The sequence below is a fragment of the Alteriqipengyuania sp. genome, from assembly GCF_964222115.1.
GTDB lineage: Bacteria > Pseudomonadota > Alphaproteobacteria > Sphingomonadales > Sphingomonadaceae > Alteriqipengyuania.
Window position 1 is genome coordinate 16668 of record NZ_CAXQBM010000077.1, and the last position, 15396, is coordinate 32063.

Annotated in this window: 11 protein-coding genes; 6 read left to right on the plus strand and 5 right to left on the minus strand. The window is 63.7% G+C overall.

Going from position 1 to position 15396, the window contains the following annotated elements:
* Positions 1-14: 14 nt before the first annotated feature.
* Together ACEQXE_RS12095 and ACEQXE_RS12100 are read right to left on the minus strand one after the other, a co-directional pair.
* On the minus strand, positions 15-1079 hold the full coding sequence (locus ACEQXE_RS12095; RefSeq protein ID WP_370030078.1) for a succinylglutamate desuccinylase/aspartoacylase family protein: 1065 nt from the start codon (positions 1077-1079) through the stop codon (positions 15-17).
* Between the two features lie 59 nt (positions 1080-1138).
* The gene (locus tag ACEQXE_RS12100) at positions 1139-3085 is read right to left on the minus strand and encodes an alpha/beta hydrolase family protein (RefSeq protein WP_370030080.1); all 1947 of its coding nucleotides are present in this window, start codon (positions 3083-3085) and stop codon (positions 1139-1141) included.
* A 115-nt stretch (positions 3086-3200) separates the two neighbouring features.
* Here ACEQXE_RS12100 and smpB point away from each other — a divergent pair, with 115 nt between their 5' ends.
* The 5 genes from smpB to alaS all read left to right on the plus strand — a co-directional run bounded on the left by smpB (position 3201) and on the right by alaS (position 10951).
* Positions 3201-3683: an SsrA-binding protein SmpB gene (gene smpB, locus ACEQXE_RS12105; protein ID WP_370030082.1), complete on the plus strand. Its 483-nt coding sequence runs from the start codon at positions 3201-3203 to the stop codon at positions 3681-3683.
* 153 nt (positions 3684-3836) lie between these two features.
* The gene (locus tag ACEQXE_RS12110; protein ID WP_370030084.1) at positions 3837-4496 is read left to right on the plus strand and encodes a DUF2062 domain-containing protein; all 660 of its coding nucleotides are present in this window, start codon (positions 3837-3839) and stop codon (positions 4494-4496) included.
* Positions 4497-4531: 35 nt separating this feature from the next.
* Positions 4532-6928 (plus strand): response regulator, encoded by a 2397-nt coding sequence (locus ACEQXE_RS12115; protein WP_370030131.1) that lies wholly within the window; start codon positions 4532-4534, stop codon positions 6926-6928.
* A 128-nt stretch (positions 6929-7056) separates the two neighbouring features.
* The gene (gene recA / locus ACEQXE_RS12120; protein WP_370030086.1) at positions 7057-8118 is read left to right on the plus strand and encodes a recombinase RecA; all 1062 of its coding nucleotides are present in this window, start codon (positions 7057-7059) and stop codon (positions 8116-8118) included.
* A 169-nt stretch (positions 8119-8287) separates the two neighbouring features.
* Positions 8288-10951: an alanine--tRNA ligase gene (gene alaS, locus ACEQXE_RS12125; protein WP_370179647.1), complete on the plus strand. Its 2664-nt coding sequence runs from the start codon at positions 8288-8290 to the stop codon at positions 10949-10951.
* Between the two features lie 12 nt (positions 10952-10963).
* On the opposite strand, the gene ACEQXE_RS12130 is transcribed toward alaS, so the two are convergent.
* The 3 genes from ACEQXE_RS12130 to ACEQXE_RS12140 all read right to left on the minus strand — a co-directional run bounded on the left by ACEQXE_RS12130 (position 10964) and on the right by ACEQXE_RS12140 (position 14695).
* Positions 10964-11152: a hypothetical protein gene (locus ACEQXE_RS12130; RefSeq protein WP_370030090.1), complete on the minus strand. Its 189-nt coding sequence runs from the start codon at positions 11150-11152 to the stop codon at positions 10964-10966.
* 49 nt (positions 11153-11201) lie between these two features.
* Entirely contained in the window at positions 11202-12968 is a 1767-nt protein-coding gene (locus ACEQXE_RS12135) for a cation:proton antiporter (RefSeq protein ID WP_370030092.1), read from the minus strand.
* A 71-nt stretch (positions 12969-13039) separates the two neighbouring features.
* The gene (locus ACEQXE_RS12140) at positions 13040-14695 is read right to left on the minus strand and encodes a GNAT family N-acetyltransferase (RefSeq protein ID WP_370030133.1); all 1656 of its coding nucleotides are present in this window, start codon (positions 14693-14695) and stop codon (positions 13040-13042) included.
* A 65-nt stretch (positions 14696-14760) separates the two neighbouring features.
* Here ACEQXE_RS12140 and ACEQXE_RS12145 point away from each other — a divergent pair.
* A partial coding sequence (locus tag ACEQXE_RS12145; RefSeq protein WP_370179649.1) for an FAD-dependent monooxygenase occupies positions 14761-15396 on the plus strand: 636 nt, incomplete at its 3' end.

Genomic DNA, 15396 nt, shown 5'->3' on the forward strand with positions numbered 1-15396 from the left:
CGAACGGGAATGCGCTAAAGCACCTCGTCCTCGTCAAGCAGCGTGGTCGGCGGGTGCGGAGGTTCACTGACCGCCATCGCCTCCACGATGCTGCGCGCATCCTTGCCGACGTCGGCCAGCGTCTCGACCTCGGCAATATGGAACAGCGCATCGCCCTGGTTGACCACCGGCAACGTCGCGTGGCCGATGATCACTCCGTCGACCGGGCTGACCAGTTCCATCCCGTCTTCCCCGAACAGCCCGCCGACCACCGCGAGGAGGTTGCCCTTGCGCACGATGTCGCCCGATTTGCGCACCCGGCGAGAAACGCCGCCGCGCGGTGCACGCACCCAGCTTGAGCGGTTGGCGCGCATCGGCACGTCTACATCGTCGAGCTCGTCCGCACGCTCGACCATCCCGATATGCGCCAGCACGCGCAGCACGCCCGACACGCCGACTTTGATCGCATAGCGATCGAAGCGCAGCGCCTCGCCCGCTTCCAGCAGCAGCATCGGGGTCTCTCGCTCGGCAGCGAGCGCGCGCATCGATCCGGGGCGCAGCGGGCTCTCGATGATAATGGGCGGGGCGAAGGCCATCGCCAGCTCGGTGAGGTATGGGCTGTCCGACGCGATCCTGATCTGCGGCAGGTTGTAACGGTGTACGGCGGCGCTGTGCATGTCGATGCCAAGCGAACACCGGTCGATCACATTGGTCAGGAACGTGTGTGCCAGCTGCGCGGCGAGGCTGCCGTGCTCGTAGCCGGGGAAGCTGCGGTTGAGATCGCGCCGGTCGGGCAGGTAGCGACTGTGTGCAGCAAACCCGTAAATATTAACTGCGGGCGCGAAGATCAGCGTGCCCGCAAGGTCGCCCGGCATCAGGTGGTCGAGCAGCCGCTGGACGATGGCGGTGCCGACAATCTCGTCACCGTGGATCGCAGCGCTCACAAACACGCACGGCCCCGGCTTCGCGCCATGTAGCACCTTGAGCGCGAGCGAAGCCTCCAGCCCGGTCACCTGCTGGCTCACCGGGATTTTCAGGATCGCCGATGTGCCGGGCGCAATGCTCCGATCATGGATGACGAAAGGCTCGGGATCTGTCACCCGCCACCTATCGGCCAGCACCGGCGATGCGACAAGCGCGCAACCACAGGGCGCACTGACTATTCCGCAGGATTGTGCTTCTGCACGAAGCCCATTGCTGCTTCGAGCATCTGCCGCCGCGTGGTCGAAAGCGACAGCCAGTGGTCTTCACCCTCCAGCGCGACCAGTTCGTACGGCTTGCCAGCGTCCTTCAGCTTGTCCGCCATCTTGGTCGAGTGCGAAAAAGGCACCACCGTATCTTCTCGCCCATGGATCAACATGATCGGCGCGTCGGCCTGCTCTGCATGGCGACGTGGGGAGACATCGTTCCAGCGGTCGCGCGGTCCCAGTTGTTGCAGCAGTGCCTCCCTGGTGACCCGCTGCCTACCCGACGCGCGGAAATCCTCATTATACATCGCCCTGATGTCGCTGACCGGAGCGACCGCCACCGCGCAACGATAGATTCCCTGCTGCAGCGTCACCCCGGCAAGCGCGGCATAGCCGCCATAGCTGGCGCCGACGATGCAGGCGCGCTCGGGATCGACGATTCCTGCGCTGGCCAGCGCCTCCAGCCCGTCGGAAATATCGGTTTGCATCTTGCGCCCCCACTCGCCGTATCCGGCCAGCCTGAAGGCGTCACTCCGGTTGGTCGAACCGCGAAAATTCGGTTGGAACACCGCATAGCCGCGCGAGGCAAAGGCCTGCGCCCACCAGTCGAACTGTTCGCGGTCCGCCGAATGGGGCCCGCCGTGGGGGAGCATGATCAGCGGCAGACCCTTCGGCTCGCGTCCCGGCGGCAAGGTCAGGATGCCATCCATCTCCAGCCCGTCCGCGGCGGTATATTGAAAGGTCGAAACCGGGCCGACCATGTCGGGTTCGATGGCCAAGCGTTCGCGTGCGAAGACTTCGCCCCGCATCGTGCTAAGATCGACTATGTAGTAAGATCCACTATCGCCGTTGCCGCTCGTACGGACGAGCACATTGCCCAGTCCCGGCGTCCAGTCCACCATCCGCATGTCCAACTCGGCGAAGGTGTCGCGAATTTTGCGGGCTGCGTCCTGCTGCTTTTCATCGGCGAATACCGGGCCATTTTCCGCATCGAGATAACCGATCAAATGGCCGCTCAGTTCGTCGAAATAGAGGCGGTCGACATCGGCCTCCACAAGGAAGGGCCGGGCGGTCCCGCCCGCCAGGGGCACCTCGAACTGTTCCGTAAGGCCTTCCTCGTCGCGCTGGTAATAGATCGCCGAGGTGCCCCCATACCCGAGGCCGATCAGTCCCACACGACCTGCTTCGTCCCGACCTTCGACAATACGTTTGTTGTCTGCGTTGCGAATTTCCCAGCGGCCATTGTCGTTATCGATATCGAAGGTTGCCGCCACGTTGCCGTCGCGATCGACCAGCCAGTCGCGCCACGTGCCTTCGCTCGGCGCTTTGGCGACTTCGCTCGATTTGTTCGCCTCGATGTCGAATGCATAGAGGAAGGGTCGGCCGTGGTCGAAAACATATCCTGGCTGGTACGTGTCGCGCTTCAGTTTCAGCGCGCCGAAATAGGCGACCCATTTCCCCTCCACCTGCCGCATTCCGTGGCTGCCGAAGATAGCGTCGAGCAGCTGCTGGTCGTCCGAGAACACGGTCTCCATCCCGCCGTCAGGACCGATCGTCAGGATTCGCGCGCTCGCAATTTCGAGTTTGTCGACCGTGAAGCCGTGCACGTCCTGCGTCTCGCTGAACGTCAGCAGCAGTCGATCGTCGCCGATCCAGTCGAAATAGCGGATCTTCGCATCGCCCACCACTACCCGATGAAAGGGTTTCCTGTCCGGTCCCAGAACCACGAGCTGACGTGCGCCCTCCACGGTGGTCAGGAACGCGATCATGGTCCCGCTGGGAGAAATCGCGGCATCTTCCACATCGGGAAGGGCACCATAGGCGGTGAGTGGTGCCGGTTCACGGGCTTGCAGCGATCCCGCGCTGTACACGATGAGAAACGCCGCAAGAAGCGGCCCGAGTTGCGCGATACGCGGCATGTGCCCCCCAAGAAACAGATCCAGTGCGTAGGTTTTGCCAGAAAAGCTCGCAAAGACAATGCATTCTCGACGCCCCTTTCCCTTTGCCGCGCCTGCGCCTACATCGCGCCCCCTTATGGCTCGCCCCAAACCCGCCACTTTCGACAAGCGCAAGGTCGTCGCCGAAAACCGGCGCGCGCGGTTCGACTATGAGGTCGAGGAGAAGTTCGAGGCAGGCATCGCGCTGCAGGGTACCGAAGTGAAATCGCTGCGGTCGGGTGAGGCGACGATAGCGGAATCCTACGCTGAGGTGCGCGACGGGCAGGCATGGCTGATCAATGCCAACATCCCCGAATATACCCACGGCAACCGGCTGAACCACGAGCCCAAGCGGCCGCGCAAGCTGTTGCTGCACACACGCGAGATCCAAAAGCTGCTAGGTGCGGTTGAGCGCAAGGGAATGACGCTTGTCCCCCTTTCTGTGTATTTCAACGGACAGGGTCGGGCGAAGGTCGAACTGGCTCTGGCCAAGGGACGCCAGACGAAGGACAAGCGCGATTACATCAAGGATCGCGACTGGCAGCGCGACAAGGCGCGCATCATGCGGGATCGCGGCTGACGGGCAGGGCGTTTTTTGCGGTGAACGGGTGGTGGTGATTAAGGAAGCAGCCACCGCCTTGCAGCTATCCCCGACGGGGCCCTTCGGGAGGGTGAAAAACACGTGCCGCGGCTTGCCCTTCGGGTCGCGCGACACCATCATCTAACGAGCCTTATGAACCAGCGATCAGACAGCCTCCACAAGCCGACCGCGCGATCGGCGGTATGGGGCTACATTCGCAAATATACCGATCGCGAATGGCTGGCGCAAAACCGCGTTCTCAAGCCCATTGCGCACCGTTTTCTGAGCCCGGAATTATGGCGCTTTACCCGTCGGAACGTGCCGCGCGGAGTGGCGCTCGGCCTGTTTGCGGGCTTCGTCATCCCGGTCGGGCAGATCTTCCTCGCGCTAGTGCTCGCCTTCACGGTACGCGCCAATGTGCCGATTGCCAGCGGAGTGACGCTGGTGACCAACCCGCTGACCTTCCCGTTCTGGATCTGGGCGGCCAATCGCGTGGGCCACAAGGTCCTCAGCTTCGCGCCCGACACGGGCGAGGCGATCCTGCAGAATGATAGCGTAATGTCGCTGGGCGGCCTGTTCCAGGCGGCCGGGGCGACAGTGCTGGGCTTCTTCCTGTTCGCGACGCTGTTCCCCCCGATAGGCTATTTCATTACCAAGTGGGTATGGCGGTTCGCCATGGGCCGCCGCCGCAAGAAGCGCCTTTCGCGTGGTAACCTTGCTCGCCAGCAGGTTGCGCTCGACTACCGCATTGAGGACGAGGTCAGCCAGGACGAGGGCAGCCAGGACGAGAGCAGTCGGGAATCGGCTTCGTGACGCCCCTTGACGAGCCGGCCGACAAGGGCACTCCGATGGGCTGGCTGGTCCTGGCACTCGCGCTGCTGGTCAGCATCAGTGCTGTCTGGCTGCTCAGCGAATTGCCAATTCTCACCGCCGCCTATGCAGGTGGTCTTGCAACCCTGATGGCCCTGCTAATCGTCCTGCGCGGCAAGGCCGGTGCGAAGCAGGCTGATGCGCTTGCGCCGCCCGACTGGAGTGTGACGCTGGCCGCAATCGACCAGCCGGGCATGCTGGTCGCGATAACCGACCGCGCCAATCGCCTGGTCTGCGCCAGCGCGGCATTTTCTGCGCGGTTCGGGGTCGAAAGGGCGCCGCCCAATCTCACGCTGTCGGAAGAGAACGCCGCCGAGATGTTGCTCAAGACCGCGCGCGAGGCGTGGCGGGAAGGCCGTTCCCATGCCTCGCACCTGTCGCTCGGCAAGGAAGACGTGCGCTGGGAAGTCGAGGCCCAGCGTGTCGGGCGCGGCGACGATCATCTCGTCTGGCGCTTCCGGCCCGAATCGAGCGAGGACCTTGCGACCGAGGTCGGTCAGCTCGTTGCGGGGCCACTGGGGCGCATGCTCGGCCGCGTGGGCGTGATCGCGGCGCTGGTCTCACCGACCGGCACGGTGCGCGCAGCATCGTCCGATTTCGCCGAGCGCGCCACTGGCGATGCATCGGCCACGCTGGCGGGCCGCGAGTTTGCCGATTTCCTGCGTCTGGACGAGCGCGAGCGGATATTTTTCGCGCGCACGGGGCGGGAGGGCGATTCGTTCCAACTCATCCACGTCTCGCTCAACGATCTGGATGACGACTGGGCTGCCGAGCCGCAGGACGCGCCCTCGCTGATGCTGCTGATCGAGGCGCATGCGCCGATGGCGGACAATACGGGCGGCGATGCGACACCCAAGCTGGAAGCCTTGATCGAAGCCTTGCCGCTGGGCCTCGCCATGACCGACCGCGACGGGCGCTTCCTCTTTGCCAACCCGTCCTTTCTGCGCGCGATCGGGCGGCCCGACCAGGGCTTACCGACATTCCCGTCCGATCTGGTCGTGCGCGAAGACAAGAGCGCGATCTCCGACGCGGTCCGACGTTTCGGCAAGGGAGGCATCGCCAGCGGAGACGTGGCGGTGCGGCTGGCATCTTCGCCCGATGAGCCGGTCTCGCTCGGCCTTGCAAGCATGCGGGGGCTGGGCGAACCTGCAGTCCTGCTGACGCTGGCCGACAAGAAGGAAGATACCGAGCTCAAGCGTCAGATGGCGCAGGCCACCAAGATGCAGGCCATCGGCCAGCTGGCGGGCGGTGTCGCGCACGACTTCAACAACGTGCTCACCGCGATCATCGGCTATTGTGACCTCATGCTGCTGCGCCACATGCCGGGCGACAGCGACTATGACGACATCCAGCAAATCCGCGCCAATTCGAACCGTGCGGCCAGCCTGACCCGGCAATTGCTCGCCTTCAGTCGCCAGCAGACCTTGCGGCCCGAAGTGGTCCAGCTGCCCGATGTCGTCTCGGAGGTCAGCCAGTTGCTGAAGCGACTGTTGGGCGAGAAGATCGAACTGCGCGTGCGGCACGATCGCGATCTTGGCCCCGTTCGTGCAGATCCGGGCCAGCTCGAACAGGTGATCGTAAACCTCGCGGTCAATGCGCGCGACGCAATCGCAGCGCAGGGCGACGGCACGGGCACTTTGGTGATGTCGACCCGCAAGGTGACCGTAAAGGATACCCGCGCACACGGGCCGGATATGCCGCCGGGCGATTATACCGCGCTGATCGTTCGCGATACGGGTGGCGGAATTCCGCAGGCGGTGCTCGGCAAAATCTTCGATCCCTTCTTCACCACCAAGGAGCAGGGGAAGGGCACCGGGCTGGGCCTGTCGACCGTCTACGGCATTATCCGCCAGTCGGGCGGTCATATCAGCGCAGAGAACGTGGGGCCGAGCGAGGGGCTGGGCGCGGGCGCGTGCTTCGCGATCCACCTGCCGGTACATCATGGCGCCCCGGCGGGCGACGAAAAGCGTCCCGACGCAGAGGAACCCGCGCGCTCATGGTCGAGCGGTGGGCGCGTGTTGCTGGTCGAGGACGAGGACATGGTTCGCGCAGTGGCCGAGCGGGCACTGGTGAGAGCGGGCTTCACCGTCTCCGCGCAACCCGACGGCGAGGACGGACTGGCCGAAATCGCTAATGGCGGCGCGTTCGACCTGATCGTTTCCGACGTGGTGATGCCGGGCATGGATGGGCCCGCGATGGCGCGCGCCATCCGCAAGCTGCGGCCCGACATCCCGATCCTCTTCATGTCGGGCTATGCCGAGGAAACCTTGCGCAGCGAAATCGACATCGACAACATGCATTTCATCGCCAAGCCATTCAGCGTGGAACAAATATCGCGCAAGGTGGGCGAGGTGTTGAGCACAGCAAAGGCCTGAATTTTCGTGTTTTTCGCTCTGACTGGAAAAATAATCGTTCCCCCCTTGTTCTAGTAGAACAGAAGCGGTACATACTCCTCATGTCGAAAAGGCGAGTCCGCCCCTAGGCACTGGAAGGAGAGCGTGCGATGGCTGCGAAACTGAAGCTGGTAGACGACAAGGAAAGCAACGTGGACCGTCAAAAGGCGCTCGACGCCGCGCTCGCACAAATCGATCGCGCGTTCGGCAAGGGTTCGGCGATGAAGCTGGGCTCGAAGGAAGCAATGAATGTCGAATCGATTTCGACCGGCTCGCTCGGGCTCGACATCGCGCTGGGTATCGGCGGCCTGCCCAAGGGCCGCGTGATCGAAGTCTACGGGCCGGAAAGTTCGGGCAAGACCACGCTCGCCCTGCATGTGATTGCAGAAGCCCAGAAGGCGGGTGGCACTGCCGCTTTTGTCGATGCGGAGCATGCGCTCGACCCGGTCTATGCCCGCAAGCTGGGTGTGGACATCGACGAACTGATCGTCTCGCAGCCCGATACGGGCGAGCAGGCGCTCGAAATTACCGACACGCTGGTCCGCTCGAATGCGATCGACGTGCTGGTGGTCGACTCGGTGGCCGCGCTGGTCCCGCGTGCCGAAATCGAAGGCGAGATGGGCGATAGCCATGTCGGCCTGCAGGCACGCCTGATGTCCCAGAGCCTGCGCAAGCTGACCGGGTCGATCAACCGTTCGAAGTGCATGGTCATCTTCATCAACCAGCTGCGGATGAAGATCGGCGTGATGTACGGCAATCCGGAGACGACGACCGGGGGCAATGCGCTCAAGTTCTACGCCTCGGTCCGGCTCGACATCCGCCGCACCGGCCAGATCAAGGATCGCGACGAGATTATCGGCAATTCGACCCGGGTGAAGGTGGTCAAGAACAAGGTCGCACCGCCGTTCAAGCAGGTCGAATTCGATATCATGTACGGACAGGGTATCTCCAAGATCGGCGAGATCCTGGACCTGGGTGTGAAGGCCGGCCTGGTGGAGAAGTCCGGTTCGTGGTTCTCCTACGACAGCACCCGGATCGGGCAGGGCCGCGAGAACGCGAAGACCTTCCTGAAAGAGAATCCCGAGCTTTGCGACCAGTTGGAGGCTGCGATCCGCGGCAAGACCGACGATGTCGCCGAGGAGATGATGGTCGGCCCTGACGCGGAGGACTGATCGCTTCTTCTCAAGCGGGTGCTTGCGATGCGCCCGGGAACCCGGAAAGCCGGTTGCGGCCCTTCACCCCGAAGGCATCGCAACCGGCTTTTCCGTTTGGCGCGCCCTTCAACTATCCGTGCCGTGAAAGCTTGTCGCCCAGCCCCTTCTTGCCTAACTCGCAACTGATATGACGAGCACAAACGATATCCGCCGGACTTTCCTCGAATTCTTCGAAGGCAAGGGGCATGCGCGCGTCTCTTCGGCACCGCTGGTTCCGCATAACGACCCGAGCCTGATGTTCGTCAATGCAGGCATGGTGCCGTTCAAGAATGTCTTCACCGGCCTCGAGACGCCTCCCGGCCCGCGTGCTGTCAGCGCGCAGAAGTGCGTGCGCGCAGGCGGCAAGCATAATGATCTCGACAATGTCGGCTACACCGCGCGGCATCACACTTTTTTCGAGATGCTCGGCAACTTCTCGTTCGGCGACTATTTCAAGGAAGAGGCGATCGAGCATGCCTGGACGCTGCTGACCAAAGAATTCGGCCTAGATCCGGATCGCCTGCTGGCCACCGTCTATCACACGGACGATGAGGCGTTCGACCTCTGGAAGAAGATCGCCGGCCTGCCCGAAGACCGGATCATTCGCATTGCCACCAAGGACAATTTCTGGGTCATGGGTGACGACGGCCCCTGCGGGCCCTGCTCCGAAATATTCTGGGATCATGGCGATCACATCGAAGGTGGGCCTCCCGGTTCGCCGGATGAGGACGGAGACCGCTTCGTCGAGATCTGGAATCTCGTGTTCATGCAGCACGAGCAGCGTGGCGGGGAGATCGTCGGCGATCTTCCCAACCAGAACATCGACACCGGCATGGGACTGGAACGGATCGCGGCGGTGCTGCAGGGGGTCCACAACAACTACGATACGGACACTTTCCAGACGCTGATCGAGGCAGCCGAATCGCAGCTTCACGAAGATGCCACGCACGAGACCATCGCCAGCCACCGCGTCATCGCCGACCACTTGCGCGCGACCGGTTTCCTGATCGCAGACGGTGTGCTGCCCTCCAACGAAGGGCGGGGATACGTGCTGCGCCGGATCATGCGCAGGGCCATGCGCCACGCGCACCTGCTGGGTGCCAAGACGCCGCTGATGCACCGGCTCGTCCCCACTCTGGTGGGGGAAATGGGGCAAGCCTATCCCGAGCTGACGCGTGGCCAGGCACTGATCGAGGAAACGCTGGAGCGCGAGGAAACCCGCTTTCGCGAAACGCTCGACAAAGGGCTCCGCCTGCTTTCTGAGGCGACGACAGACCTCTCGCACGGCGACGAGCTGGATGGCGAGGTCGCCTTCAAGCTCTACGACACCTACGGCTTCCCCTACGACCTGACCGAAGATGCCTTGCGCGCGCAGGGCATCGCCGTGGACCGCTCCGGCTTCGATGCAGCTATGCAGCGGCAGAAGGAGGCTGCTCGCGCGGCCTGGAAGGGCAGCGGCGAGGCTGCCGACAGCGAAATCTGGTTTGCCATTGCCGAGCGCGAGGGAGCGACCGAGTTCACCGGCTACTCAGCCACGCAGGGCGAAGGCCGCGTGGTCGCAATCGTGAAGGATGGCGCCGAGGTTGAGAGCGCAGCGGCAGGCGACGAGGTCACGCTGCTCACCAATCAGACGCCGTTCTATGGCGAAAGCGGCGGGCAGGCGGGCGACAGTGGTACGATCGCCACGCACGATGGGCTGCGCATCACCGTGCGCGACACCGCCAAGCCGCTTGGCCGGCTTCATGCCCATCACGCTACGGTCGAAGCGGGCGAAGTGCGCGTGGGTGACGAGGTCCGCCTGACGATCGATGCCGATCGCCGCGATCGCATTCGCGCCAACCATTCGGCAACCCATCTTGTCCATGCAGCACTGCGCAACCGGCTTGGCGGCCACGTGACCCAAAAGGGATCGCTGGTGGCCGAAGATCGGTTGCGGTTCGACTTTTCGCACCCGGCGCCGCTCAGCGAAGAGGATATTGCCGCAATCGAGGCCGAGGTGAACGGTGAAATCCGCGCGAACGAACCGGTTGGCACGCGGCTGATGTCGCCCGACGATGCGGTTGAGGCAGGCGCGCTAGCGCTCTTCGGCGAGAAATACGGGGACGAAGTTCGTGTGCTGTCGATGGGTCGCAAGGCCAGTGAGGGCCGCAACTACTCGGTCGAGCTGTGTGGCGGCACCCATGTGAACGCGACCGGCGATATCCAGCTCTTCCGGATCGTTTCGGAGAGTGCCGTGAGTTCGGGCGTGCGCCGGATCGAGGCGCTGACGGGTGAGGCCGCGCGCCAGTGGCTGGTCGGTCGCGAGAACAGCCTGAAGAGCGCTGCCGCCGCCCTTAAGACCACGCCGGACGAGGTCGCGGCGCGGCTCGATGCGCTGATCGAGGACCGTAAGCGGCTCGAAAAAGAGCTGGCCGCCGCGAAGAAGCAGCTCGCGCTGGGAGGCGGCGCAGGCGATACGGCGACCGCGGACGAGAAAGTGGGCGACATCGCTTTTTCGGGTCAGGTGATCGACGGGCTCGACCCCAAGGACCTGCGCCCGCTGCTTGACGAAGCGAAGCAACGTCTGGGATCGGGCGTGGCCGCCATATGCGCGACCAATGATGGCAAGGCCGCGTTTGCGGTTGCGGTCACCGACGATCTGACCGGGCGGTTCAGCGCGGTCGATCTGGTTCGTGCTGGTGTTGCCGAACTTGGCGGGAAGGGCGGCGGTGGCCGGCCCGATATGGCGCAGGGCGGTGGCCCCGACGCAACTCAGGCCGAGGCCGCGCTGGATGCCGTACGCAATGCCTTGCGTGAAGCAGTGAGCGCCTGACCGCCTGGATAGCTAGCGTGCGCCGCTGCCTGCACGGCGTGCCTCGGCTTCGCTTCCGCGATTGAGGCTTTCGCCATCGGTATCGGCAGGGCTGTTCGCATCTCGCCTGGCGGATGGCTTTACGCGGCCTCCATCGGCGACGTTCTGCGGCTTGAATTTCTCGTCGTTCGGGACGGGTTTCGTCGGGTCTGTGTCAGACATGCATCTTCTCCTTTCCCTATCAATGGCTGGGTAGCGAAGAAGGTCCGGATCAGTCGGCTGACGTGGTACTCGTGCGCAACTTGGGCTTATGCTCCAGCGCCCCGTCCGTCTGGATCTGGGCGCGCATTTCGTCGCGCTTCTCGTGGATTGAGGCGATCACCGGGCCCATCGCAACACCGATATCGACCAGCACCGCTTCCGATAGCTGCAGCGAGCTTTCGAGTGTTTCGGGCACTGCGTGGCTTGCCCCAGCCTTGTAGAGCGCCGCCGCATGCGCCGCGTCGCGGGCGCGGGCAACGATCAGCAGCTTGGGATAGGCCTTGCGCAGCCGCGCTACCAGCTGCTGCGCCAGCACGGGCGCATCCATTGTCAACACGATGGCGGAGGCATCTTCCACACGCAGGGCGCGCAGCGTTTCGAGCCGTGCAGCATTGCCGAATATCACATCGTACCCGTCGCGCTTGTCCTGCATCGCCAAGTCGGCGTCGGACTCGATCGTGATGTAGGGCTGGTCGTGCACACGCAGCATGTCTGCCACCAGCCTGCCGACACGTCCGCCGCCAACCACGATGACGCGGCCGACGGGCGCGGACACGTCTCGCGCAGGGTCCGGCACGGGATCGACCCGGCGTGCCACCGCGCGGCCGACGAAGGCAAGCAGTGGTGTGACGGTCAACCCGATCGCGGTGACAATCTGCCAGAATTGCGTGGTTCCCGGCTGGATAAGCATGGCCGAGCTTGCTGCAGAGAGCACGATCAGGGTCGTTTCCGACGGGCTTGCCATCAGGATCCCGGTCTCGGTTGCAGTGTTTCGCCGCGCACCCATCGCGCGCAGCAGCAAGCCGGTGACGAGCGCCTTGAACACGAGCACCAACACGACTGCGGTGAGGATGATGCCGAGATTATCGCGCAGTGCCTCCAGATCGATGCTCATGCCGATGGTGATAAGGAAGATCCCGAGCGCGAGACCCTTGAACGGTTCGATGATCGCTTCGACCTCGCCGTGGAAATCAGTCTCGGCGATTAGCAGGCCGGCGATCAGCGCGCCGACGATGGGCGAAAGGCCGGTGACGCCGGTGGCGAGGCTGGCACCGATCACCACCACCAGCGTCGCTGCGAGGAACACCTCGGGGCTCTTGGTGCGGGCCGCCTGCACAAACAGGATTGGCAAAGCGTACCGCCCCAGCACCAGCAAGGCGCCAACGACCGCCGCACCCTGCCACAACGTGGTCCATAGTCCGGTGAGGCCGTCGGCCTGCGCATAGGGTGCAAGGGCGCCGAGCATGAAGATGATCGGAACGATCGCAATATCTTCGAACAGCAGCATGGAAAGCGCCGCGCGCCCGACAGGCGAGGATGTGCCCGAGATTGGCAACACGATGGCGGTCGACGACAAAGCAAGCGCAAGGCCCAGCGCCATCGCGCCGGTCCAGTACTGCCCCATCATCGCCAGCACGACCGCGATGGAGCTGCCGATGATCAGCAATTCGGCTGCGCCCAGCCCGAACACCAGCTTGCGCATCTGCCACAGGCGATTGAAGCTCAGCTCCAGCCCGATGGTGAACAGCAGCAGGATGATGCCGAATTCGGCAAAAATATCGAGCGCTTCTGGTTCGGAGATGGTCACATGGGTCAGCCACGCGACTTCGGGCGTAAGCGCACCGAGCCCGTAAGGACCGACGAGGATGCCGATCAGCAGGAAGCCGATGACCGGTGTGATGCGAAAGCGGGCGAACAGCGGGATGACTATCCCCGCTGCACCCAGGATCACCAGCGCATCGGACAGCGCGGTCGTCGGTTCGAGTTCACCAGCCACGGATCGACCATATCAAGACAACCGCGCACGTGAAGGCCTTGCGCGGTCCTTGGGACGGGTGAGAGTGCGCCTTATCCCCCGCCCGGCGATTTCGGCCCCATCGGCTTGGTATCCTGCCCCGCGGCTTCGTCGGGCTCTTCGCCGATGCGCGGGGAGACCTGGCCAACGCGCTTGTCCCACTCGATCTGGTAGAGATCGAACCGGCGATCATGAAGGTTACGCACGGTCCCCTCGGCACGCGCCCAGCTGAGGTCCGCCAGGTTCACGTCGCTGATCGTCAGCGTCTCCACATTCTCGCTCGCTTCCGCCGCAATCCCGTCGCGCGCGAAGGGGAAATCGCACGGGGTCAGGATGCAGCTCTGGGCATACTGGATGTCCATGTTGGCGACATTGGGCAGGTTGCCGACATTGCCGCTAAGAACCGTAAAGCACTGGTTCTCGATGGCGCGGGCCTGAGCGCAATAGCGCACGCGCATGTAGCCTTGGCGGCTGTCGGTGCAAAAGGGCACGAAGATGATGCGCGCGCCTTCGTCCACCAGCCGGCGGGCAAGTTCCGGAAACTCGCTATCGTAGCAGATCAGTACGCCGATGGGCCCGCAGTCTGTCGGGATTGCATCGATGCTGTCGCCGCCCTTGATGTTCCACCAATAGGCCTCGTTGGGGGTGGGGTGAATCTTCTCCTGCGCATGGATCGACCCATCGCGCAGGCACACATAGGCGACGTTGTGGATATCGCCATCGTCCATCCGCGTGGGGTGCGACCCGCCAATGATGTTGATGTTGTAGTTGAGTGCCATCTCGCTCAGCGCCTTGCGAATGCGCGGCGTGTAGTCGCTCAACGCCTCGATCGCTTCCATCGGGCTCAGTTCCTTTTCCTGTGCGCTCAGCAGCATCAGTGTGAACAGCTCGGGAAAGAGGATGAAGTCGCTTTCGTAGTCGGCTGCGACATCGACGAAATATTCGACGTGACGCATGAACTCGTCGAACCCAGTAACCGCGCGCGCCTGTAACTGGCAGGTCGCAATCCGCACGCTTTCGACATCGCGCGGGAGGCGATGCTTGCGCGGTGCATCGGCATCCACATAGGGATTGCGCCAGATCATCCGTACGGCGCAGGCCTTGGATTTCTTGTCTTCCGGCAGGTAGTTTTCGAGGATTCCCTGCGGTTCGAATCCATTGGCGAGCTGAAAGCGCAGGACCGGATCGTGGATCTTGTTGTCGATGACGGCCGCGAGATACTCTTCCGGTGTCTCGGCGCGGTTGCGCTTGCGCCGCATGGCGTTGGCGAGGCCCGGCATACGCCCGCCGAAGACGATACCCGCCAGATCGAGCCGTTCGGCCAGCGCGCGGCGTTCCTCGTAGAGGCGGCGCCCGATCCGAGTGCCGCGCACCTTCGGGTCGACGCACATCTCGTAGCCGTAGAGCCAGTCGCCAGTGGGATCGTGACGGCTACCAAAGCCGTTACCGGTCACCTCGTCCCACGTGTGGTTCGACATGGCGACATTCGCGCTGAGTCGCATCGAGGCACAGTAGCCGACGATGACTCCATCGAGCTTCGCGACGAAGCAGCCGTCGCGGTAATTGTTCAGCTGCCCGCGTATCTCGCCCAGCGTGTAGGGCGGCAGGTCGACATAGGCGCGGCGCACGAGATCGGCGATCTCGCGGACATCCTTCAACTTTGCCTGCCGGACTTCGAGACGGGCTTTGGTCTTGACGGTATTGGCGATAGGATCGTCTCCATCGGTGCTGGTTTCGCAGGGCACTAGTCGCACAACACAGGAAGGTCATCATCGTGCCGCACGATCCCGAACTGCCCGTGGTCATCGTCGGCGGTGGCCCGGCCGGGATATTCTCCGGCCTGCTGCTCGCACGTGCCGGGGTCAAGGTGACAGTGCTGGAAAAGCACGAGGACTTTTTCCGCGATTTCCGCGGCGATACGGTGCACCCCGCCACGCTGGACATGTTTCACCAGCTCGGCTGGCTCGACGAGCTGCTCGCGCTCGAACACAGCAAGGTCGAAACGCTCGGCATGCGGATTGCGGGGCGGGAGCGGAAACTGGCCGATTTCCGCCATCTCCCCGTGCCCGCGCCGTTCATCGCGATGATGCCGCAATGGGATTTGCTCGATTTCCTGTCGCGCAAGGCCAGCCAGTATCCCGGGTTCGAGCTGCGCATGGGGACCGAAGCCGTGGCCGCGCATGCCGATGCTGCCGGACGGATTGCAGCGGTGGAGACCGCCGGTGGCGAGACCCTGCCGGCCCGGTTAGTGATTGCGGCGGACGGGCGCCGCTCGATCATGCGCGACCAGGCCGAACTTCCGCTCAAGACCATCGGCGCGCCGATGGAGGTGCTGTGGTTCAGGCTCGACCTGCCCGAGGAGCTCGGTGCGGAGAGCGTCGGCGCGCGCGACGCGGGCCGCGTCCGCGTC